This window comes from Saccharibacillus brassicae (genome assembly GCF_006542275.1).
GTDB lineage: Bacteria > Bacillota > Bacilli > Paenibacillales > Paenibacillaceae > Saccharibacillus > Saccharibacillus brassicae.
Genome location: NZ_CP041217.1, coordinates 1,476,102 through 1,499,867 on the forward strand (window position 1 = coordinate 1,476,102; position 23,766 = coordinate 1,499,867).

Annotated in this window: 15 protein-coding genes; 6 read left to right on the forward strand and 9 right to left on the reverse strand. The window is 61.9% G+C overall.

The window, feature by feature from the left end; genetic code table 11:
- Nucleotides 1–229: 229 nt before the first annotated feature.
- Nucleotides 230–5,488: a cadherin-like beta sandwich domain-containing protein gene (locus FFV09_RS06065; RefSeq protein ID WP_141446965.1), complete on the forward strand. Its 5,259-nt coding sequence runs from the start codon at nucleotides 230–232 to the stop codon at nucleotides 5,486–5,488.
- Nucleotides 5,489–5,698: 210 nt separating this feature from the next.
- Here FFV09_RS06065 and FFV09_RS06070 read toward each other — a convergent pair whose 3' ends face one another.
- The 5 genes from FFV09_RS06070 to FFV09_RS06085 form a co-directional block, all read right to left on the reverse strand.
- Entirely contained in the window at nucleotides 5,699–7,429 is a 1,731-nt protein-coding gene (locus FFV09_RS06070) for a SulP family inorganic anion transporter (protein ID WP_141450365.1), read from the reverse strand.
- A gap of 809 nt (nucleotides 7,430–8,238) precedes the next feature.
- Nucleotides 8,239–9,198, reverse strand: coding sequence for an oxidoreductase (locus tag FFV09_RS06075; protein WP_141446966.1), 960 nt, complete (start codon nucleotides 9,196–9,198; stop codon nucleotides 8,239–8,241).
- A 193-nt stretch (nucleotides 9,199–9,391) separates the two neighbouring features.
- On the reverse strand, nucleotides 9,392–9,598 hold the full coding sequence (locus FFV09_RS06080; protein ID WP_141446967.1) for a hypothetical protein: 207 nt from the start codon (nucleotides 9,596–9,598) through the stop codon (nucleotides 9,392–9,394).
- A gap of 172 nt (nucleotides 9,599–9,770) precedes the next feature.
- Nucleotides 9,771–9,947, reverse strand: coding sequence for a hypothetical protein (locus FFV09_RS23695; RefSeq protein WP_170314955.1), 177 nt, complete (start codon nucleotides 9,945–9,947; stop codon nucleotides 9,771–9,773).
- 75 nt (nucleotides 9,948–10,022) lie between these two features.
- Nucleotides 10,023–10,286 (reverse strand): hypothetical protein, encoded by a 264-nt coding sequence (locus FFV09_RS06085; protein ID WP_141446968.1) that lies wholly within the window; start codon nucleotides 10,284–10,286, stop codon nucleotides 10,023–10,025.
- 302 nt (nucleotides 10,287–10,588) lie between these two features.
- Between FFV09_RS06085 and FFV09_RS06090 the strand changes: the two genes are divergently transcribed.
- The 3 genes from FFV09_RS06090 (at nucleotide 10,589) to FFV09_RS06100 (ending at nucleotide 15,487) form a co-directional block, all read left to right on the forward strand.
- Nucleotides 10,589–12,133 carry a serine hydrolase domain-containing protein gene (locus FFV09_RS06090; protein ID WP_141446969.1) on the forward strand — a complete coding sequence of 515 codons (1,545 nt, stop codon included), beginning with the start codon at nucleotides 10,589–10,591 and terminating at the stop codon, nucleotides 12,131–12,133.
- Between the two features lie 329 nt (nucleotides 12,134–12,462).
- Nucleotides 12,463–13,293, forward strand: a complete 831-nt coding sequence (gene licT / locus FFV09_RS06095; protein ID WP_141446970.1) for a BglG family transcription antiterminator LicT — start codon at nucleotides 12,463–12,465, stop codon at nucleotides 13,291–13,293.
- Nucleotides 13,294–13,501: 208 nt separating this feature from the next.
- Entirely contained in the window at nucleotides 13,502–15,487 is a 1,986-nt protein-coding gene (locus FFV09_RS06100) for a beta-glucoside-specific PTS transporter subunit IIABC (protein WP_141446971.1), read from the forward strand.
- A gap of 1,303 nt (nucleotides 15,488–16,790) precedes the next feature.
- Here FFV09_RS06100 and FFV09_RS06105 read toward each other — a convergent pair.
- Together FFV09_RS06105 and FFV09_RS24085 are read right to left on the reverse strand one after the other, a co-directional pair.
- Entirely contained in the window at nucleotides 16,791–17,285 is a 495-nt protein-coding gene (locus tag FFV09_RS06105; RefSeq protein ID WP_141446972.1) for a copper amine oxidase N-terminal domain-containing protein, read from the reverse strand.
- 381 nt (nucleotides 17,286–17,666) lie between these two features.
- The gene (locus FFV09_RS24085) at nucleotides 17,667–19,016 is read right to left on the reverse strand and encodes a substrate-binding domain-containing protein (protein ID WP_246098490.1); all 1,350 of its coding nucleotides are present in this window, start codon (nucleotides 19,014–19,016) and stop codon (nucleotides 17,667–17,669) included.
- Nucleotides 19,017–19,148: 132 nt separating this feature from the next.
- Between FFV09_RS24085 and FFV09_RS06115 the strand changes: the two genes are divergently transcribed.
- Together FFV09_RS06115 and manA are read left to right on the forward strand one after the other, a co-directional pair.
- The gene (locus tag FFV09_RS06115; protein ID WP_141446973.1) at nucleotides 19,149–20,051 is read left to right on the forward strand and encodes an ROK family protein; all 903 of its coding nucleotides are present in this window, start codon (nucleotides 19,149–19,151) and stop codon (nucleotides 20,049–20,051) included.
- Nucleotides 20,052–20,162: 111 nt separating this feature from the next.
- Entirely contained in the window at nucleotides 20,163–21,110 is a 948-nt protein-coding gene (gene manA / locus FFV09_RS06120; protein WP_141446974.1) for a mannose-6-phosphate isomerase, class I, read from the forward strand.
- A 451-nt stretch (nucleotides 21,111–21,561) separates the two neighbouring features.
- Here manA and FFV09_RS06125 read toward each other — a convergent pair whose 3' ends face one another.
- Together FFV09_RS06125 and FFV09_RS06130 are read right to left on the reverse strand one after the other, a co-directional pair.
- A complete protein-coding gene (locus FFV09_RS06125; protein WP_141446975.1) occupies nucleotides 21,562–22,311 on the reverse strand; it encodes an SDR family NAD(P)-dependent oxidoreductase in 750 nt (249 codons plus the stop codon).
- Between the two features lie 16 nt (nucleotides 22,312–22,327).
- Nucleotides 22,328–23,746 (reverse strand): hypothetical protein, encoded by a 1,419-nt coding sequence (locus FFV09_RS06130; protein WP_141446976.1) that lies wholly within the window; start codon nucleotides 23,744–23,746, stop codon nucleotides 22,328–22,330.
- Nucleotides 23,747–23,766 lie beyond the last annotated feature (20 nt).

Sequence of the window (23,766 nt, forward strand, 5' to 3'; positions counted from 1 at the left end):
CGTCTTATTACCCATAAAAACGTAAGCTGCTATGGAATAAGAATCGAGACGGACTCATCCGTCCTGTGTAAGCAAGTCGGCAAAAGGGGCGGAAGCCGCAACAAACATGTATCAAATTCGAAAGAAATCGGCTAAGCTATTCGTACCTTGACAGCTCTATATAAGGGTTCGGGATCGGTACGTCGCAAAAGTAAATCAATCCGGCTTTCGAGAGGGGCTCAAGACCCGTATGAACAGAAAGAATCAACGCTCTCTTTTTTACCGATTAACGAACGTGGCACTGGCCTTCCTGCTGCTCTTCACTTCAAGCATCTGGATGGCGGGAACGGCTTCGGCTGCGTCCTCATGGACGGCGGTCACTTCCGATACGACCGTTCCGATCTACAAGATCCATTACGGCAACGGCTTGTGGGTGGCTTCGGCCGAGAACGGAAAAGTGCTCACCTCGCCCGACGGCTCGTCGTGGACGCAGCGGACCGTGGACGCGGGTTATACGGGCTCGTTCCTGAACGTGACGTATGGAGGAGGACAGTGGGTCCTCGTCGGCAATACAGGCACCGTGTATACGTCCGGCGACGCGGTCAATTGGACGAATCGCAGCATCAACACGTCCGACAATTTGAGTGCGATCGTGTACGGCAATTCCACCTACGTGATCGCGGCCAATCTCGGCAGCGTCTACGTTTCTGCGGACGCGATCACCTGGAGCAAGGTGCCGGCTGGCTCGGCTGATCTGCTCGCGATCGCTTACGGCAGCGGTTCTTTCGTCGCTGCGGGCAGTGACGGGAACGCTTACCGTTCCTCCGACGGAATCAGTTGGGCAAACAGAGGCCCCGCAGCGGGCGGCAGTCCGATTTATAGCGTGAAATTTCTGAACGGATTGTTCTATGCGACGTCGGACGGGAAAATATCGGTGTCCGCGAACGGTTCAAGCTGGAACAGCTCCACGCTCTTCGACGCCAACGGCGAACCTATTTACGACGTTACTTACAGCGGCGGCAAGTATGTCGCGGTCGGAGGCGGAACGGTTTCGACCGGCCTGATTTACGTTTCGGCCAACGGTACTTTCTGGACTACGGAAGTCGGCAATACGAATCAAACGTTATACGGCGCAGCCGCGAACGGCAGCCTGTTCGCCGTCGCCGGAGAGTCGGGAACGATACGAACGCAGACAATCTCCCTCTCCAGCGATTCCTCGCTGAATACTCTTGCGATCAGCCCCGGCACGTTATCCCCCGCTTTTGCCGCCGGAACGACCGGCTATAAGGCAGACGTCGTGTACGGTACGACGAGCGTGAACCTTACCCCTACGGTCAATCAGGCCAATGCCACCGTCCAGATCAACGGTACGAACGCGACCAGCGGCAGCGGCAGGAACGTGCCGCTTGCGGTAGGCGACAATCCGATTCCCGTCGCCGTCACGGCGCAGGACGGATCGACCACGACCTATACGGTCACCGTTAAGCGGGCCGCGCCGAGCACCAATGCCAATCTGGCCAATTTGGTACTGAGCCAGGGCACGCTGTCCCCTTCTTTTGATCCCGCGACAACCCGCTACGACGTCGGCGCAGCCAACAGCGTTACCAGCCTTACGGTCACGCCGACGCTTGCCGGCAGCAGTGCAAGCGTCCTCGTGAACGGCGCCGCGACAACGAGCGGCAGCCCTTCGGGCGCCATCGCGCTGGCGGTGGGCAGCAACGAGATCAGGGTCGTCGTAACCGCCGAGGACGGCATGACCGCCAAAACGTATACCGTTTACGTCACGCGGGCCGCGCCGCCGAGCAGCAATGCCTTCTTGGCCAACCTTGCGCTGAGCCAGGGCAGCCTGTCTCCTCTGTTCGCTTCCGGGACGACCGGTTACTCGGCCAACGTGCCCAACTCCGTTGCGAGCCTGACCGTAACGCCGACCGTGTCCAACGCCAATGCTTCCGTCTCCGTGAACGGCGTGGCGGTCACGAGCGGCAATGCTTCGGGCAGCATCGCGCTAAACGTAGGCACGAACGAGATCAAGACCGTCGTAACCGCCCAGGACGGCACCACCACCCAGACGTACACGGTCAATGTCACGCGGGCGCAAGTGCCAAGTGCGAATGCCGATTTGAGCGCGTTGGCGTTAAGCAGCGGCACGCTGTCCCCCGCGTTCGCCTCTGACAAGACCGGTTATATCGCAAGCGTATCGAACGCGACGACGAGCCTGACCGTCACTCCGACGCTTGCGGATGCCAGAGCCAGCGTCACCGTGAACGACAGCCCCGTCTCAAGCGGCAGCGCTTCCGGCGCGATCGTGTTGTCGGTAGGAACGAACCGGATTACGGTGAAGGTTACCGCCCAGGACGGGACTTCCCAAAGCTATACGGTTACCGTCACCCGGGCCGCGAACGGCAACACCAACTTGCGCGCGCTGTCGTTGAGCAGCGGTACGCTCTCTCCTTCGTTCAATTCCGCTACGATGGAATATACCGTCGCGGCTACCGCGGAAGCTGCGACCCTGACCGTGACAGCGACGACCGCCGACACGACGGCAAGCGTTGCAGTGAACGGGGTCGGCGCCTTGAGCGGCAGCGCTTCGCACCCGATTCCGACGGCTCCCGGCGCAAACGAGATCTCCGTGGATGTCACCGCGCAGAACGGGGCGAGCAAAAGGTATACGATTACCGTGACCCGGCCCGCAAGCAGCAACAACGACTTGGGCGCCTTGTCGTTGAGCTCGGGCACGCTGTCTCCGGCTTTCGCCGCGGGAACGCGAGTCTACAACGCCGACGTATCGAATGCGACGACGAGCCTGACGGTCACCCCGACGGCGGCCGATGCCAACGCCAGCTTGGCGGTTAACGAAGTGTTCGTCGCACAAGGCAAAGCTTCGGACGCGATTCCTTTGAACACGGGCTTTAACCTCATTACGGTGAAGGTTACCGCGGAAAACGGAACGTCCAGAGAATATACCGTACGCGTGATGCGGGCCACGAGCGGCAACAACGACTTGGGCGATTTGTCGTTGAGCTCGGGCACGCTGTCTCCGGCGTTCGCCGCGGGAACGACGAATTATGCCGCCGACGTATCGAATGCGACGACGAGCCTGACCGTCACCCCGACGACGGCCGACTCCACGGCCAGCGTCAAGGTTAACAACGCGCCGGTCACAAGCGGCAATGCTTCCGGCGCGATTGCGTTGGCGGTCGGACGAAACGACATCGAGACGGTCGTGACCGCCCAGAACGGAACGACCCGGACGTACACGATCACGGTCACGCGCAGCGAAATCAGCGACGCGGATTCCGTCAGTGACGCTTACGCCAAGCTGGAAGTGGGCTATGCGCCCGGCGACGGCCCGGCTGCCGTCACACAGGATCTGACGCTGCCTTCGACGGGAACCAACGGGACGACCGTCAACTGGACCAGCAGTCTTCCGGGCTTCATTCAAGCGGACGGCACGGTGACGCGGCCGTCTTATCCGAACACGGATACCTCCGTCGTGCTTAACGCCTTGATTCAGAAAAATGCCCAGCTGTCGATCAAAACGTTTACGGTCGTGGTCAAAGCGATCCCGATCACCGATCTTCAAGCGGTGCAGACCGACCGCGATTCGCTGCAAGTCGGATACGCGCCCGGCGACGACGCTTCTTCCGTCACACAGAACGTGACGCTGCCGACATCGGGTCCGAACGGCACGACCCTCTCCTGGACTTCCGACACACCGCTGACGATCGACGCCAGCGGCACCGTGACGCGGAGTTCGTTCGACGGCGGAGACCGCACGGTGAAATTGACGGCCACAATCGTTCTCGGCAGCGAATCGGCGATCCGCACGTTCGACGTGACGGTAAAAGCGATTCCGGCTTCGTCGGCCGCCGAACTTCGGTCTTTGGCCGTGGACGGCCAAACGATAACGCCGGCGTTCGATCGCGCCGTACGCGATTATTCGCTCGCCGTGCCGTACGACACAAGCCGCGTGACCGTGACCGCTTCGGTCTACGACGCAGGCGCTTCCTTGACCGTTCAGGGACTCCCGGCCGCGAATGGCACGTCATCCGCTCCCGTGGAACTCGCGGTCGGCGTAAACGTCATTGCGGTCAAAGTGACCGCCCAGGACGGCATGACGCAGGAAGTCTACACGATCCGCACAAATCGCGCCGCCGCTCCGAACCCGGGCGGAGGCCAGAACGGCGGATCGGCCGATCCGGTGAACGACGGCGGCATCCCGTCGCCGTCCGTGCCGACTCCGGCGAATCCGCCCGCCCCGTCCCCGAACGGCTTCGAGATCCGGATCAACGGACGTGTAGTCGAGCAGATCGCGACCGGCACGCTGAAGCAAGGCAACGGACAAACGGCGTTCAACGCCGCTATCGATACGGCCCGGCTCTCCTCGCTGCTGGCTGGCGAAGGCCCCGATCCGCTGATTCTCGTGCCGGTAACGGCTCAGGCCGACATCGTCACGACGCAGCTGAGCGGAGAAGCACTCCGCCTGCTGCAAGCTCGCGGCGCGACGCTGCGTATCGAGAGCCCGCTCGGCAGCTATACCCTGCCGGCTGCGGAACTGTCCCTTGCCCAGCTTGACGGCTCCGCACGCGGCAGCGCCGATCCGGCCCAAGTTGAAGTCCGAATTACGATAGAACGCAGCGCGGCCGGCACGATCGCCGCCCTCAACGCGCGTGCCGCAGCCGAAGGCTTCGTCGTCGTCGCGCCTCCGGTCACGTTCAAGGTCGATGCCTCCTACGCGGGGCAGACGACCGAATGGAAGACGTTCCCGAATTACGTGCAGCGCGAGCTGCCGATTCCGGCCGGTTCCGATCCGGGCCGCATTACGACGGCCGTCGTGATCGAAGCGGACGGCAGCCTGCGCCACGTGCCGACTTCGATCACGCGCAATAATGAAGTCTACGCGGCCGAAATCAACAGCTTGACCAACAGCGATTACGCGCTGATCTGGAGTCCTCGCACCTTCGTCGACGCGGCGGGCCTCTGGTCGCAAAGCGCCGTTGCGGATATGGCTTCGCGCCAGATCCTGAACGGCATCGACAAAGACCGCTTCAATCCGGCGGGGAGCGTCACTCGGGCCGAATTCGCCGCCGTGCTCGTCCGGGCGCTGGGCCTGGCCGACAACGGATCGACGGCCGGCTTCACCGACGTCTCCTCCGGCGACTGGTACGCCGGAGCCGTCGGCAAAGCCGCCGAATACGGCTTGATCGACGGGTACGCGGACGGCACGTTCCGCCCGCTGTCCACGATCTCGCGCCAGGAAGCGTTCGCGATTCTGGCTCGCGCGATGCAAATCGCCAAGCCGGCTTCTTCGGCCGGCGGCACTTCGCTCGAAGCTTACAGCGATGCCGACCGGGTCGGCCGCTGGGCGCTGGAGTCCGTGCGCAACGTATTGTCCGCGGGACTCGTCCAGGGCAGCGGCGGCAAGCTTAACCCGGCCGCCACGATGAGCCGGGCCGAGACGGCGGCGCTCGCGCAGCGCCTGCTTCGACAGGCGGACTTGATCGATTGAATGGATGCTTGGTTGAATGATTAGTCGAACGATTGAACGTTGAGCAATTGAATGTTTGAACGATCAGGCGGCCGGAGGCACGCTCCCCGGTTAAATCCCCAAAAAAAGCTTCCGGTCCCCAGGGACCGGAAGCTTTTTTGACGTTAGGGGAACGGCGACGGCGGCTCAATCGTCCCGGCCGCTCAGAGGGCTGAACGCGGCAGCGCGCGTTCAGCAAGCATTCCCTTCCCCGGACACGCCTTGTCCGGCGCACTTGAGCAGGTCCGCCGCGCAGCCGTCGCAGCGCTCCGCGTGCGCCCGACGCGCAAGCGCCGCGTCGATCGCTGCGCCGGTGCGGGCGAACTCGTTCTCTTCGCCAAGCTCTGCGAGCAGGCCCGTGCGCGCAAGCAGCTGCCGCGGACCGGGCCGCAGCCCGGCGAGCATCAGCGTGCCGCCCGACGCGCGGACGCTCTTGAGCAGGCCGTGCAGCGCCGCCTCGCCAGAGGCGTCGATCAGCGGCACGCCGCCCATGCGCAGCAGCAGCGTGCCGGTTAGATCGCGGGACGCCGCGAAAGCCGGCGTGCCGAACGGATCGCGCACGCCGAAGAACAGCGCGCCCCGCAGGCTGAATACGCTCAGCTGCGGGCAGCTTCGATCCGCGTCTGCCGGGTCGGCTTGGACTTTGCCGCGGACGCCGTCGTCGTCGCCGGGCAGCACCCGGTCGAGCCGCTGCTCGCCGGCCATGTTCTTGACGAACAGCAGCACGGCCAGCGCCAGGCCGACTCCGACAGCCGTCGTCAGCGTCGCGAACACCGTCAGCAGGAACGTGACGACGAGCACGAGCGAATCGCCGCTGCGCAGCCGAAGCAGCTTGGCGAACGCCCGGCGTTCGCTCATGTTCCAGGCGACGACCATGAGGATCGGCGCCATCGCGGCAAGCGGGATCGCCGAGGCGTACGGCGCGAGCAGCACCAGCACGAGCAGCACGACGAGGCCGTGCACGATGCCCGACAGCGGCGACGCCGCGCCGCTCTTGATGTTCGTCGCGGTGCGGGCGATAGCGCCTGTCGCCGGAATGCCTCCGAACAGCGGCACCGCCATGTTCGCGATGCCCTGCCCGATCAGTTCGCGGCGGCTGTCATGCTTCGAGCCGCCCATCCCGTCCGCGACGACCGCGGAGAGCAGCGATTCGACGCCGCCCAGCAGCGCGATCACGATCGCGGGCCCGATCATCAGCTTCAGCGTATCCCCCGACAAGTCGGGCACGCGAAAAGACGGCAGCGAAGCCGGAATCTCGCCGTAAGCCGAACCGATCGTCGCGACCCGCCCGTCCAGCAGCAGAACGGCGACGAACGTGGACAGAATCAGGCCGACGAGAGACGGCGGCACTTTCGGCAGCAGCCGCGGCATCAGCAGCAGCGATCCCAGACAGACACCCGCCACGACGATCGCGTATCCGTTCAGCGTGCCGGCGTGCAGCGCAAGTTCCCGCATGTTGAGCAGAAAGCTCTCGTGACGCTCCAGTCCGGTCAGGCCGAGAAAATTGCCGATCTGCCCGGCAAAGATCGTAACGGCGATCCCCGCCGTGAATCCGACCGTGACCGGACGCGGCATATACGCGATCAGCGTGCCGAGCCTGAACACGCCCATCAGCACCAGCAGGACACCGGCCATGAATCCCGCCGCCAGCAGCTTGTCATAGCCGTACTGCAGCACGATCGCGAGCAGGATCGGGATAAAAGCACCCGTCGGCCCGCCGATCTGAAACTTCGAACCGCCCAGCAGGGAGATCAGGATTCCCGCTATGATCGTCGTATAGATGCCGGTCTCCGGCTTGACCCCCGAAGCGATCGCGAACGCCATCCCGAGCGGAATCGCGATGATCCCGACGATGCAGCCCGCGATCAGATCGCGCTTCAACTCGCTTTTTCCGTACCCTTCGAACCTGCCCCACCCTTTGATTCTGCCCATTGCGCCGACCTTCTTTTCGTTTTTTTTTGCAAAACCGCCATTCTTTAACGTACCACGCTGGCAGCCGAAAAAATGTGAGAAAGATCAACTCCGGACGAATCGGCATACCGCCCAGCCTCAAACGCCGCTTTCCAGCCTGTTCACGTTTTTTTGACCGCTGTAACGCGCTCTAACGAATCGTGATCACGCTGTTTGCGCTTGAATTCGCTTTTCCGCATTCTAACGAATCGTCAGCACGCTATTCGCTGCAAATCGGCCTAAATCGACCGGATCAAAGCCAATAAGGATAGGAGGATTCGTTAGATTGTTAAAAAAGCCAAATAGGCGCAAATAACGATACGAGGATTCGTTAGGCGGCGGGGGCGGGACGAAAAGCGGCGAAAGCGAGGCGAAAGGCGGCGAAAGCGAGGCGAAAGGCGGCAAAGGCGGAGCGAAAGGTAGCAGAGGTAGGGTAATTGGCGGCGGGGGCGGGACGAAAAGCGGCGGGGCAGGGCAATTGGCGGCAGAGGCAGGGCGAAAGACCGCGAGGCTATGAAGCGAACGGACCCAAACGTCGAAACATATCGCGCATACGGAGAAAATAGAGCGTGCCGAACGCAAGCAGATCGGGCATAGGCCCGGACAAGCCCAAAAAGCCCGACTCTCCGGTAGGAGAATCGGACCTGAGGGGATTGCAAACCTTTGCGATCGGCTGAAACATACAGGCAAATTCGGCCAGAGAAAAGTTTGCCTCGGTCAGACAAGAATTTGCCCTTGTGCAGGCCGAGTTCTTCACATCCGCACGGTGTCGTACCCGCGAACTACATCCGAATGTTCAGACGCGCCCATTCTTCGTTCTCGGCCCGGCTGAAATCGTAGGTTACGCCGGTCAGTTCTTCGGACGCGCGCCACAGCTTAGCCATCGTGTCTTCGTTCATTTTGTGATCGACGGACAGATCGAAGCCCGGGTAGCCTTTGCGGCCGCCTTTGCCGGTCGGGCCGATATATTCGCCGCCGTACAGGTTCTCGGTCGAAGCGTACAGCGTCGGCAGCGCGCCCATCGCCGCGGACTGGCTCATCAAGCCCCAGATGAACGAGACGGCGCGGCCGGCCTGCTTCCCCGAACCGCGGGAGATCAGGTTCGTATTCGAGACGCCCGGATGGCAGGCGACGCTGATCGTGTTGGCGCCGACGGCCGACAGCCGCTTTTGCAGCTCGCGGGCGAACAGCAGATTCGCCAGTTTGCTCTGGCCGTAGAACTTCATCGCGCTGTAGCCGAGGCGGCCGTCCAGGTTGTTGAAGTAGATATAGCCGCTTTTGGCCGCGATGCTGCTCAGCGTCACGACGCGTGCGCCCGTCGTGCGCAGCAGCAGCGGCAGCAGGCGGCCCGTCAGCGCGAAATGGCCCAGATGGTTACTGCCGAACTGCAGCTCGAAGCCGTCTTTCGTTTTGCCGTACGGCGGAATCATGACGCCCGCGTTGTTCACGAGCACGTGCAGCGCGTCGTATTTGCCGATAAAGCCTGCCGCGAACGCCTCGATGCTCGACAGATCCGCCAGATCAAGCCGCATGACCTCCACGCTTGCCTGCGGAAACTTTTCGAGCAGCCCGTCGGCGGCCTGCCGTCCTTTTTCCATATTGCGTACGGCCAGCACGATTTCCGCACCTTTTTGCGCAAATCCGTAAGCCGTTTCCAGCCCAAGGCCGCCGCTTCCACCCGTAATCAAGACCCGTTTCCCGTTCATATCCGGCATGTTGTCGATCGTCCATTGTCCGTTCATTTCCGTCTCCTCCTCGTGCCTGCCCGATCGCTGCGGGCCGACCTCTTTCGTTCGTCTATCCAGTGTGCCTGAATAGACGCCATTTATCAAACTTGCCGCCTTCTTGTCCGAAGCCACCGCAAAAAAGACGCTTCCCGCGGGAAACGTCCCGTTCTCCGCCTATCCGGCCGGGCGTCTGCCTTTGTACCAAGATTCAGCTTCCCGACAACATCAGCATGACGCCGAGCGACAGCGAGACCAACAGCAGCAGCAGGCCGAGCGCCCGAAAAGCCTGGGATTTAAAATTCGCCGGTTCGTACAGATCGCCTCCGGCGGGATCGCGCACCGGGTGCAGAATCCGGTCGGGATGGGCAATCACCAGCGGACACAGCAGCAGAAACACTCCGATCAGCAGAAACATGAGATTTTCCTCCTCGAATACCGGATTCGGACGGCGCGTCCGTTTCTATGTATGTACCCGGAATAGGCCCCGGCGCCTTCATTTTCGGCCGGACGGCCAAAAAACCTTCGAAAGCGGCAGCGCTTCCGAAGGTTTGGCTCGCCTGCCTGCCGGGCAATCGCCGGGCCACCGGTCAGCTCCCGCCTCGGCGCAGCAGTTCGTTCTGCTCGCGCAGCAGTGCCTTTACCTCCTGCAGCTCGCGGTCAAGTGTCCGAAAGCGGTCTTCATGTTTGCGCTCCATATGATGCAGCTCGATCCGGACCGACTTTTCGATCCGCTCCTCGACCACTTTATAGACAATAAGGTACACCGTCGTTCCCCCTATGAGGAGAGAGATCACAGCGCTCGCCAATATCCAAAACCAACCTACATCCATCTTCTTTTGTCAGCTCCCGCCTCGGCGCAGCAGTTCGTTCTGCTCGCGCAGCAGTTTATTTTGTTCCTGCATATGAGTGTCCAGCACGGCAAACCGTTCTGTCTGGCGGCGCTCCAACTCGTTCAGGTCGTTGCGCAGCGCGTAGACTTCGGTCGTGATCTTCGAATTGCCAACCGCCGCTTTGATCAGCAAATACCAGACCAGCAGCGTAATTACGGTAAATACGATCCACAAAAACACGCCAAAAAAAGTGAATCCGAATGAAAAGTCCAATCTGTTCTCCTCCTTGCCTTGAATCTGTCCGACTCTGTCCCTATTCGCGCGGAACGCTGTCTTCATTCGTATAGACGCTTGAACCTTCGCAAAAGTTCGCCCGATACGTCGCGTTCCCCCGCCCCAGGTCCAGGCTGCAGGTTCCCTCAAGACCGACCACCGCTTCAATCCGCCGCCCGATTTGTTTCGCTTCGCGATCCGGTAGACTGGGAAAAGATTGCGAATCCGGTGTCCGCTCCGCAGGGAACCGCTTCGTCCGATCCGTTACAGGCAAACTTCGATCCGCGAAAGGAACTTTACCGATGAAAAAGATCCAAACGTTCAAACTCGCTCTGGCCGCACTGCTGCTGTCTTCTTCCGCTGCCTTCCCGTTCGTCGCGACCGTCTCCGCAGCCGCCCCCGAAGCTCCGCCCGTGTCTTCGGCGCCGAACTGGACTCCGACGCAAATCGATGCCTACGCCGAGGCCGCCATGCAGCGCCTGCATATCCCCGGCCTGGCCGTCGGCATCGTCCGGGGCGACCGAATCCTGTACGCGCAGGGCTACGGCAGCGCCGGTCCCGGCGCCGGCCCGATGACGGCGCAGACGCCGCTCGCGATCGGTTCGACGACCAAATCGTTTACCGCGCTTGCGGTCATGCAGCTCGTCGAACGGGGCGAAATCGCGCTGGACGCGCCGGTGACCGACTATATGCCGGAATTCTCGCTGGCCGATCCGGCGCGCTCCGCCGACATTACAGTGTCCGACCTGCTGCACCAGAGCAGCGGATTGTCCACCTACGACGGCGTCGCTTTTTTGTCCAGAGGAACCGGAACGCTCGAACATCACGTCGCGGACCTGCGGAAAGTCTCGCAGACGCAGCCTGCCGGAGTCGGTTATCAATACTCCAACCTGAACTACAATATTCTCGGCGCGATCGTCGAACGGGTATCCGGCCTGTCGTACGAAGACTATGTTCAGCGGCGCATCTTCGATCCGCTCGGCATGCACAACAGCTTCCCGTCGCCGGAACGGGCGCGCACGGCATGGACCGAACGCTCCGGGCTGCGGCCGCCGTCCGGCCACCAGTTTTTGTTCGGCTTGACCGTACCTACCCGCCTGGCCGACCATTCCGGCACCGTGCCGTCCGGTTATCTCGTCTCCACCGCGGAAGACATGTCAAAGTATCTGCTCATGCAGATGAACGACGGTTCCGCGGGCGAGGAACGCCTTTTGTCCGCCGAAAATACGGAGCTCATGCGGCAGCCGTCCGCGGATATGCACGACGGCTCCTTTTACGGCATGGGCTGGGTGCTGACCGGCGATTCGGCCGGGCATAACGGCACGACGGAAAATACATATTCGGAAATGCGCATCCGCGACGGTTACGGCATCTTCGTGCTCGCGAACTCGGTCGACCCGCTCGTCGTCGGCTACTCCGGCCTTATTCCCGGCATCGACGATATCCTGCACGGACGCGCGCCTTCGCTCGACAGCCTGCCGGACTTCGTCAAATTGTACGGCATCGCGGACGGAATCGTGCTGGCGATCGCGCTGCTGTTTGCGGGTTCGGTGCGCAGTTTGTTCCGCTGGAGAAAAGCGTTTCGGCCGACCGGCTGGAAAATCGCCTGGAACTCGGCTTTGCTGCTGGTGTGCAACGTCGCGTTTCCGCTGCTGACGCTGCACGTGCTGGCCGGACTCGCTCCATGGGACGTCGCGCTGACGTGGGCGCCGGGCATCGGCTGGGGACTTGTACTGCTGCCGTGGATGCTCTTTGTGACCGGCGGGCTCAAGCTTGCGCTGATGCTTCGGGCGATCGCCGGGCGCAGACGCGCCGTGCCGGGAGAAGCGCACGGCACGGCGGCTTGACGGGCAGGATTCCGTTAGCTCCGGCGGGCGAACGGCTGTCTTTTGACGCGGCTTTTCGGTACGCCTTTTGTTTTCGTCGTTTGTGTACGGCCTTTCCGGGCAGCCGGATCGGCCTTTTTTTCTTTTTGACCGGATTCCCGTCGTGAAAGCGTACGCTTTTGTTCTTGCAAACGGTTTAAAACGGTGTTATTGTGGTTGAGGGATTGTTACTGAAAAGGCAAAACCCAAAACATGTGCCTAACGTGTTTTGGGTTTTGCCTTTTTTTATCCACTGTGCACGGTGACGCAATCCCGCATGAAGCAGCTTCGATGAACAAGAGGTGAACGCAATGCAAATCCTGAGGGTGCTCAACAACAACGTCATTACGTCGCTGGACGGCAGCGAGATCGAGATCGTCGTGATGGGCCGGGGGCTCGCTTTTCAAAAAAAGCCGGGAGACGAGGTCGACGCGGACAAGATCGAGAAGGTGTTTCGTCCGGAAAGCAACGATTCGTCCCGCAAACTCAAGGAACTGTTGGAACAGATTCCGATGGAATACGTTCAGCTGACCGAGGAGATCCGCAAACTGGCCGCCCTCATGCTGGACAAGGAGTTCGGGGATTCGATCTATCTCTCGCTGACGGACCATATCCACTTCGCGGTGGAGCGCCAGCGGCGCGGGCTGGAGATCAAGAACGGTCTGCTGCTTGAGGTCAAAAGCCTGTACAAAGCCGAATACCAGGTCGGGCGTTCCGCGCTCAAACTGATCAAGGAACGGATCGGAGTGGAACTGCCCGACGACGAAGCGGCGTTTATCGCGATGCATCTCGTCAACGCGCAGCTCGGCGAAGAAATGCCTGTCCTGATGAATATCACGAAGATTATGCAGGACATTCTCGATCTGGTGCGCACGCATTTCGATCTGGAATACGACGTCGATTCGATCAGCTATTACCGCTTCGTGACGCATTTGAAATTTTTCGCGCAGCGGCTGATCAGCGGCGACCATTCCGGCAACAACTACGACAGCCTGTACGAGATCGTCAAGGAAAACTGTCCGGAAGCTTATCCCTGCACGGAACGGATCGAAGCTTATATCGCCGAACATTACGACTACCGGTTGAACAAGGAAGAAATGCTGTATCTGACTATCCATATCGACCGGATTGCCAAAGCCTGACCAGACCGGGCCGACGCTCGCCGCGCGAGCTTCCGCCAACTTTTATTTTCATAGTCAGTACTCGGGATTGTTACTGCAAAGGCAAAACCCGGGCCGTTTCCGAATCGACGCCGGTTTTGCCGTGCCTACAGGTTCGAACGCCCGGGTTTTTCGTCTTGTCCGCCGTTTCGCCCGTCCCCATTTTGCACGATAGAAAGGAAGACCGCATATGAGCAAGCACGAACAGACCGCGAAGGCCGTCCTGGAAAAAATCGGCGGCGCCGCAAACGTCAACACGATGACGCACTGCATGACCCGCCTGCGCTTCGAACTCAAAGACAATACCAAAGCCGACCGGGCCGCGCTGGAAAATACGCCGGGCGTGATGGGCACCAATATCGCCGGTTCCCAGTTCCAGGTCATCATCGGCAACGACGTGCCGAACGTCTACGCAGAAATCAACAAACGCGCGTCGTTCGGCGGCGGTTCCGCCCCGGCCGGCGGCGAAGATGCCCCGCAAACGAAAAAAAATCCGTTCTCCGCGCTGCTGGACATCATCTCCGGCATCTTCACTCCGCTGCTTCCGGCGCTTGCCGGCGCGGGCATGATCAAGGCGCTGCTGTCCGTCTCCGACGTATTCGGCTGGATGGCGCAGGATGGCAGCACCTATCAGATCCTGAAAGCGATCGGCGACGGCACGTTCTACTTCCTGCCGATTCTGATCGCGTTCAGCGCGGCGCGCAAGTTCGGCAGCAGCGCCTTTATCGCGGCCGCCATCGCGGCGGCGATTCTGCACCCGGACCTGACCGCCCTGCTCGGCGGCGGAACGGCGGTCAGCTTCCTCGGACTGCCCGTGACCTCCGTCACATATTCCTCGTCGGTCATTCCGATTCTGCTCGCCGTCTGGGTGTCTTCCTACGTCGAGAAGCTGTTCAACAAAGTCATTCCGAGCGCGCTCAAAGTGCTGCTCGTTCCGATGCTCACCCTGCTCGTCATCGCGCCGGCCACGCTGATCGCGATCGGCCCGCTGGGCAGCCTGATCGGCGACGGGCTGTCGGGCGGCATCACGTACCTGCTCGATAACACCGGCATCTTCGGCGGCATCCTGCTCGGCGGCACCATGTCGCTGATCATCATGACCGGCATGCACTGGGCACTCGTCCCGATCGCTATTCTCGCAATCGCGGAGCAGGGCTTCGATTACATCCTGCCGATCATGTTCGTGGCGAACCTCGGGCAGGCCGGCGCCGCATTCGGCGTCTTCCTGCGCTCGCGCAACGTACAGTTCAAGTCGCTTGCCCTGTCGACCAGCTTCTCGGCCATGATGGGCATTACCGAACCGGCCATGTACGGCGTTAACATGCGCCTCAAAAAGCCGTTCGTCTCCGCCCTGATCGGCGGCGCGGCAGGCGGCGCCGTCTACGGACTGTTCCACGTCAAGATCTACACGATGGCCGGCAGCGTCGGCCTGCCGGGCATTCCGGCCATGATCGGCCCGACGTTCGCCTACGGCCTCGTCGGCATCGGCCTGGCCTTCATCACGGCCACCGTCGTGACGTTCCTGATCGGCTTCGAAGACGTCGCTTCGCCGGCTTCGGCCGGCAGCGAGCCGCAGCCTGTGGCTGCGACGGCGTCGGCGGATGCCTCTGCGGACGCAGCTGCGGCGCCAACGCCCGCTGCTTCGGCCGCTTCGGCTGCGGCAGTTCCGCAGCCGGTCATCGCCAAGCTGCGCGATACCGAGCTGCTCAGCCCGCTGACCGGCACGGTCAAAGCGCTCGCCGACGTCGAAGACGTCACGTTCGCCGGCGAATACATGGGCAAAGGCATCGCGGTCATGCCGACTGCCGGCGTCGTCACCGCTCCGGCGGACGGCATCGTGAACTCGCTCGCCGTCACCAAGCACGCGATCGGCATGCAGACCGCCGACGGCGCGGAACTGCTGATCCACGTCGGCCTGAACACCGTCCGCCTCAAAGGCCGCCACTTCGCCGTACTCGTCGAAGAAGGCCAAGCCGTAACGGCCGGCCAGCCGCTGCTCACGTTCGACATGAGCGCGATCCGCGCAGCCGGCTACGACCTGACCACGCCGATGATCGTGACCAACACCAAAGAATACGCCGGCATCGCCGGCGTCCGCAGCGGCGCCGTCGAGTCCGGCCAACCGCTGCTGAAGCTCGACGTCGCCGCCCCGCGGCTGGAGGCTTCGGGGGACTGAGGGGAATGCGGGGGCTGCGGGGGACTGGGCGGCTGCATGGCCGCGAGGCTGCGGGAGCTTCGAGGGACTAGGCGGCGGAGTGGCCGCGAGGCTACGGGAGCTTCGAGGGACTAGGCGGCGGAGTGGCCGCGAGGCTACGGGAGCTTCCGGGGACTAGGCGGCGGAGTGACCGCGAGGCTGCGGGAGCTTCGAGGGACTAGGCGGCGGAGTGGCCGCGAGGCTGCGGGAGCTTCCGGGGGACTAGGCCGCTGAGTGGCCGCGAGGCTGCGGGAGCTTCGGGAGACTAGGCCGCTGAGTGGCCGCGAGGCTGCGGGAGCTTCCAGGGGACTAGGCCGCTGAGTGGCCGCGAGGCTGCGGGAGCTTCCGGGGACTAGGCCGCGGAGTGGCCGCAAGGCTGCGGGAGCTTCCGGGGGACTAGGCGGCGGAGTGGCCTCGAGGCTACGGGAGCTTCGAGGGACTAGGCGGCGGAGTGGCCTCGAGGCTGTACAAAGCCGAATAGAAGCTTCGTGCCCGGCTGCGCAGCCGCCCGCACCGCGCCGCGCAGAAGCGCCCGATGTTCTTTCCCTGTTCACGGGGAAGAACATCGGGCGCTTTTTTGGGTCGCGCAGACTTTGCGCGGGCACTCTACAGGCCGCCTGCAGGCCGTCTGTCTCGGAAATAGCGGAAATAAGTGCGGATCTGCACTTATTTCGCTTTGCCGGCCGCCGGCCGGGCAAATAAGTGCCAGAGGACACTTATTTGCCCGGTATTCGCTCGCAGGCGGCCGTGAGAGCCGAAATAACTGCTCTCACGACGTTATTTGCCGAATTCGAGCCGATTCGGGCAAAATAAGTGTCCTCACGCAGTTATTCAGGCGAACAAGAACTGCGCACTTGCGATGGCGCTGCGCCGCTGGTTCGCTCGTTCGATCATTCGATCGCTCGCTTGATCGTTGGCTGGTTTGCTCGTTCACTCGTTGGCTCGTTCGATCGTTATCTCGTTCACTCGTTTGCTCATTCGCTCTGCCGTTCGCTCGTTCGCTCGTTCGCTCGTTCGATCATTATCTCGTTCGATCGTTATCTCGTTCACTCGTTTGCTCGTTCGCTCGTTTGCTCGTTCACTCGGTTGCTCATTCTCTCCTTCGCTCTACCGTCCGTTCGTTCATTTGCTTGCTCACTCAACCTCAATCCAAGCCAAAAAAACCGCTCCGCCCTGCCGATAGGCAGGCTGCGAAAGCGGTTCTGAAGCCGCACTCGATACCGCCGCTTCAATCAAAGCGGTAGCCCAAGCATTCACGGCTTAAATGTTCTTACTTGCTCGAATCTTACTTGCTCGAATCGCCGACCCACAGCGTTTGGGTCGCTTTGTCCCAAGTGATCGACTCGCCTACGCCGCGCACGATAATGCCGACCGGCACGCGCAGCATGCCGCGTTTGAAGGTAGCCGAACCTTCCAGCTTCACTTCTTTGCCGTTGACCCAGGCGACATTGCTGTCGGCCATGATTTTGACCATGCGGTCGCCGCGCGTGTACGTGTAGCTTTTCGTTTTGTTGTCCCAGGCAACTTGCAGCCCTTCGATATCCAGCTGCTTGATCACGTCTGCCGTGGCGTAAAGCGTGCTTTTGATGAAGAACGGGTAAGCGCTAGGCATAACCATGCCGTCGTTGCCGTAGATCTTGGCAGCCGGTTCGGATGCGGTCGTCGTAGTGGTAGCGGCCGGTTTCGCTGCGGCAGCCGGTGTGGTAGCCGGAGCGGCCTGTGCGGCGGATGCCCCCAGTACAGCGGAACCGAGCAGCGATGCGATCAATATTTTTTTCATAGAAAAACGTCCTCCTCATATAAATACGGTTGGGATGCAAAAAAACACCCTACCTCTATATATAAACCTTTCTCGGGGTCATTTAGTTGCAGTTCTGATACCAGTGAAGAAAACTTTTATAAAAAGTGCGTTGAGCGAGTTCGAATCCGCGTTCCAAAGGCGGTTCATTCGTGCCTTTTACGAATGGACAGCCGCTTCTAGGAACGCCCAACGCGCTCAATGCACAAGGGCGTTGAGCGCGTTCGAATTTGCGTTCCAAGGGCGGTTCATTCGTGCCTTTTACGAATGGACAGCCGCTTCTAGGAACGCCCAACGCGCTCAATGCACAAGGGCGTTGAGCGCGTTCGAATCTGCGTTCCAAGGGCGGTTTATTCGTGCCTTTCACAAAGAAGCAGCCGCCTCGTCCACCGGCAGCAGTTGGCCGTCGACCGTCCAGCGCACCGCTTCGCGCCGGTGTCCGTATCCGCCCAGCAGTAGGTCGACGGCGGCTTCGCACATTTTGCGTTTGTCGACCCGGACCGTCACGGACAGACCGGATTCCGGGCTCGCGGCCTGCCGCAGCCCGTCGAAGCCGGCGACCTCGACATCCTGCGGAACGGCGATGCCGCGTGCCCGCAGGCGGCGGATCAGCAGCAGAGCCAGCCTGTCATTGCCGCAGAAAAAGGCGGTCGGACGCCGCTCCGCGCCGCTCGACACCCGACTCCTCTCCGCGTCACTCGGCACATTCGCACCGCTCGACGCCCGACTCCGCTCCGCGTCACTCGACACACTCGCGCCGCTCGACGCCCGACTCCGCTCCGCGTCACTCGACACACTCGCGCCGCTCGACGCCCGACTCCGCTCCGCATCGCTCGACACACTCGCGCTACTCGACGCCCGACTCCTCTCCGATTCGCTTCCCTCGCCCGAACCGCCCACACCTCCCGACTCCCCGGAGAGACTCGCCCTGTTCCCACCCTCCGCTTCCGAAGCATCCGCCCAAGCCCCGATCCGCTCCAAAAACTCGCCGATCTCGCGCTCGTTCGTTTCTTCGTCGAAGTCGCCGGCTTCCAGCAGCGTATGGGACTCTTCGATCGGCAGGCCGGCTTCGCGCATCGCCCGCCAGTAGCCGAACCAGCGCTCTTCGTGGCTGGTCGTCAGATTGGCCGGGCCGATAAAGCCGATTCGGCGATGACCTCGTTCGATCAGCCGGCGGACGACCGCTTCCGCGCCTTCCGTATTGGCCGACACGGCCGCGGCGCACGGCAGATCGCGGTAATACGAGTCGAGCATAACGAGCGGCGCGCCGGTCTCCCACACCTGGCGAGCGTACGGCTTGTCGACGATTCCGAACAGGATGAGGCCGATATGGTCCACGTCGTCGTACAGGCGGGGCAGGATCAGCCCGCTCTCCATCTGCGCGTCGATCCGCGCGATGACGGCGTTGCAGCCGCGCGCGCGGATACTTTCTTCCAGAATCCACAGCATGTCGTGGAAAAAGTGGAAGTGTTCGTTGTCCGCGTAGCTGACGACCCGCTCCGGCACCAGCACCAACACGTTTCGGCTTGCTCGATCCGCCCGGCCGGCAGCGGCGGGCGGTTCGTAGCCCAGCTCCTCCGCCGCAGCCAGAACCGAACGCCGGACAGTCTCGCTCACGCCTTTTTTCCCCGACAAAGCCAGAGAGACCGCGTTTTTGGACAGTCCCAGCCGGTCCGCGATGTTCTGCATGGAAATTTTTTTCGGTCTGGCCATCTCTCATTCCTCCCGATGAAAACGCTATTCCCGCACTCGAAAATATGCTATGCTGGTCTCATGTTACTTGACAGAAATGAATTTCGTCAAGTTTTGTCAAGTTAAACCAACGCATATGGGAGGCAGATACGCATGATCGCAATCGGAATCGATATCGGCGGCACCAAAATAGCGGTAGGGCTCGTCGACGACAGAGGCACCGTATTGGCGCAGCAGTCGCTCAAGACGGACCCGGACAAAACGCCGGCGGCGCTGATCGAAGAAACGGCGGCCGCGGTAAACGAACTGCTGGAGCAGCAAAATATCGGCCCGTCCGACGTCAAAGGCATCGGAGTCGGCGCGCCGGGACCGCTCGACGCCAAGCACGGACGGCTCGACAGCCCGCCCAATCTGCCCACCTGGCACGGATTTGGCGTCGTCGAGGAGCTGCGCAAGCATTTCGGCGCATGGCCGGTCCATTTCCAGAACGACGCGACGGCAGCGGCGCTGGCGGAGAAATGGCTGGGCGCGGCGCGGGATGCGGACAACTTTATTTTTATCACGGTGAGCACGGGTATCGGCGCGGGCATCTACATGCACGGACGGCTGATCACGGGCGCATCCGGCAACGCGGGCGACGTCGGCTACATCATGGTGGAGCCGGGCGCGGCGGGCACCGAAGGCTACTGGGAACAGATCGCTTCCGGCACGGCCATCGCGCGCCAGGCGTCGGAGCTGCTGGGCCGGCCGGTCGGCACGAAGGAAGCGTTCGACCTGGCCGCGGGCGGCGACGAACCGATGAAGCAGCTGATCGAAACCACTTACCGGCGCCTCGGCATGGGCTGCGTCTCGCTGATCAACACGCTCGATCCCGAGCTGCTCGTTATCGGCGGCGGCGTGTCGCAGATCGGCGAACCGCTGCTGGACGCGATTCGATCGTACGTCTCGGAGCACGCGCTGAGCCCGGCCGGACGCCGCACGGAGATCGTTCCCGCGGCGCTGAGCCAGAATGCCGGCCTGATCGGTGCGGCTTCGCTCGTGCATCAGGCGTATTAACGCTGCGGAACGGGTAATAACAAGGCGGCAGGTACCCTGCAATCCCGCTTCGAATCTACCCTGTACAAATCCGCAATCTTCAAATCCACAAGCCAAAGGAGCGTATAACCCATGAACGAACCGATTTTTCTGACGCCCGTTTTCCAGGAACGCATCTGGGGCGGAACCAAGCTGAACACGCTGTTCGGCTACGAGATTCCCAACGACAAGACCGGCGAATGCTGGGCGGTATCGGGCCACAAGAACGGACAAAGCGTCGTACATAACGGCCCTTACGCGGGCACGAAGCTGGGCGATCTGTGGGTCGACCATCCGGAGCTGTTCGGCGATTCGGAGTCCGACGTGTTCCCGCTGCTGACCAAAATCCTCGACGCTTCCGACGATCTGTCGGTTCAGGTCCACCCGGACGACGCGTACGCGCGGCAGTTCGAGAACGGCGAGCTGGGCAAAACCGAATGCTGGTACATCGTCGATGCCGAACCGGGCTCGTCGATCATCTACGGCCATAACGCGCAGTCGCATGAAGAGCTGCGTTCGATGATCGAAGCCGGCCAGTGGGAAAAGCTGCTGACGCAAATCGAAGTGAAGCCGGGCGATTTCTTCTACGTGCCAAGCGGTACGATTCATGCGCTGGGCAAAGGCATCGTCGTGCTGGAAACGCAGCAAAGTTCCGATACGACGTACCGCGTGTACGACTATGACCGCACAGACGCCAACGGCCAGGGCCGCGAGCTGCATCTGGAAAAAGCGATCGAAGTGACCACCGTGCCCCAGTCCTACACCGGCGGCGCGTACGAGACCGATCGCCTCGACGGCGTGACCGTGACCAAATTCGTCTCGAACGACTTTTTCACCGTGCAAAAATGGGAAGTCGACGGCAGCGCCTCATTCGACGCCCGCGAGCGCTACACGATCGTAAGCATTCTGGACGGCGCCGGCACCCTGCACAGCGAATCCGGCGAATACGAACTGTCCAAAGGCGACCACTTCATTCTGCCGGCCGGCTTCGGACCTTACACGCTTACCGGGAAGCTGACGACGATTTCTTCCTGGGAATAGGCGGGGCCGGGAACGGAAAAGCAGATAGCAAGATGGGCAGTAAGCATGCAAACAAACCCGACTCTCCCTATGGAGGGTCGGGTTTGTTTCGTAGTTTCGATTATCAAATCGTTCGATCGTCAAACCGTCAGATCATTAAATCGTCAGATCGCCAGTCCCAAGCGAAGGCAGACACGGCTGCCCGAAGTTCTAACGAATCCTGCTATCGCTATTTGCTCTTATTCGGCGTTTTTCGTCATCTAACGAATCGACGTATCCTTATTGAATGCAATTAGGTCGATTTAAGCGATTTTGGAGCAAATAGCGTGATGACGATTCGTTAGTAGACGTAAAAACGAGCTGGGGCGCAAATAGCGGGATCAGAGTTCGTTAGCATGTTCGGATCTTCCGTCCGCATTGGCAAAAAGAAGCGTCCGCCAACGCGGACGGCTTCTTTTTCATTCTCCGCACCCTACCAGGGCCACTCCCGCCCCTGCCAGTCGCGCATGACGAGTTCGTCTTCGTCGATCGCGTGCGCTTTATCGTCCCACGGCAGCGTGCTGCCGAGGAAGTAGTCCAGCGCGGGCGCGGCCGACTCGGACGGTTCCAGTTCGGCTTCGGCGTTGCGTTCGCCGGACATGTAGGTGCGCATCCAGCCGGGATGGTACAGCCGGAACGTGTAGCCGTCCGGGCGCAGGCGGCCGAACAGGTGGCGGATACCGCGGTTGAGCGCGGCTTTGGACATGCAGTAGGCGAACCAGGCGGTTCGCTCGGCTTTGCCGATGCTGCCCGCTTCGGACGAAACGTAACACAGCCGCTTGAGTTCGCCGTGTTCCAGCAGCGGCAGGAAAGCTTCGCTCGTTCGTACGGGTCCAAGCGAATTGACCTGGTACAGGCGGATGATCTCTTCGTAATCCTGCGGGACACGAATCGCATCTTCGTTCTTGTCCGTAATGACGCCCGCGTTGTTGATTAAGAGATCAATGCTGCGCGTCCGTTCTTCCACAGCCGCCGCGGCGGCCTGCACGGAAGCGTCGGAAGACACGTCGAGCGGCAGAATGACCAACAGGTCGGGGTAACGTTCCCGCAGCTCGGCGAGCTGCGGCCAATGCGGCAAATAGCTGCCGGCGAATACGCGCCAGCCGCGTTCAAGCAGTCCTTCGGCCAGCGCGAATCCGAGTCCCCGGTCCGCGCCGGTAATCACGGCGTTATGTGCATTCATCTGTCATCGGCTCCTCTCAGAACGGCCATTCTTCGCCGCGGCTTCCCGTCAGTACGATTCGGTCTTCGTTGGCATGCGGATTGGCGAAAAATCCGGCGGCAAAGCGCGCGGCTTCCGCGATCGAAGCCGGCAGCGAAGTCATCGGCGCGTTCGACGCCGCCGAAGCTTCGCCCGCATGTGAATCGCCCGCAGGCTTCGGCATCAAGCCGGGATCGTACAGCCGGAACGTGTAGCCGTCCCGGCGCAGGTCGTTGAACAGCAGGCGGGCCTGCATATGCAGCGCCGTATGGGCCATGGCGCGGCCGATCGGCCCCGCATGCTCGCCTGCGGAGATGCTGCCTTCGCGCGACGAGACGAAGCAGATGCGCTTCAACCCGTCTGCGCCTTCCATCAGCGGCAGCAGCCGCTCGACCGCGCGCAGCGGCGTCAGCGCGTACGTCTCGTAATCGCCGAGACGCCCGTCCGTCGTCTCTTCGGCGCCGCTGTCCGCCGCGGCCGGCAGCGAAGCGCCGGCTACAGCGTCATCCGGGCCGCCCTGCGGCAGGCCCGGCTGCGGCGAAGCGGCAGCCCCGGGCGCGATCTCGCCCGCATTCAACACCAGCAGATCAAGGCGGCCCGAGAGCTCGGCCGTCAGGCGCGCCGCTTCGCCCAGCGCGCCGGGCTGCCGCGCATCCAGCGGCACGACATGCAGCCGGCCGTGCTCCGGCAGCCGCTGCGCGGTGTCCGCAACCGCAGCGGAAGGCTCCGCCGCGCTTCCGGCAGCGGCCGGCGGCGCCGCTTCTGCGCCGCGCTCCGCGCCGCCGGGCGGCCGCTCGGCGTATTGCAGCCTATGCGCCGCTTCCGGCGCCTGCTCCGCAGAAGGCTCAGTTTCCGCCGCGACAAAAGCTCCGGCCGCGTTCGACGCGTTCGGGTCCGCTCCGTGAGCGGGGCGTTCGTCTTCTTCGGCATAAGCCGGATCGCTGGCTCCAAGCTTCGGGCGGGCGTTGGTCTCCGGCCCGAAAGCGACCGAACCTTCAAAATCGTCCAGTCCCGACGTGCCGGTGCCGGTCGGAATGTCGCGGTTCTCGCCGATATGCGAGCCGTGCGTCCAGCCGCTCCGCGGCGGCTCGGAGGAAGCTTCGGTGGATGCTTCTTTGGATGCTTCGGTGGATGCTTCAATAGAAGCTTCGGAGGAAACTTCGACCGCGCTGCCCGGAAGAGCCGGCGCCTCGGAAGCGGGAGCGATCGTGCCGCCCCAGCCGTCGTCGGCCGCTCTCTGCTCGGCCGATTCGCCCGGCGTTCCGTTTCCGTTGTCCGTACCGGGCTGGCGCTCTGCCCCTGCTTCGGAAGGCGCGGGGTCGCCGCCGATCACGTTCCAGCCGCGGGATACCAGTTCCCGTCCCAATGCCGCTCCGAACGGTTCGCGCAAATTCAAAATCCATGCGGTTCTGTCCATGCTCTCTTCCTCCTCTTGGA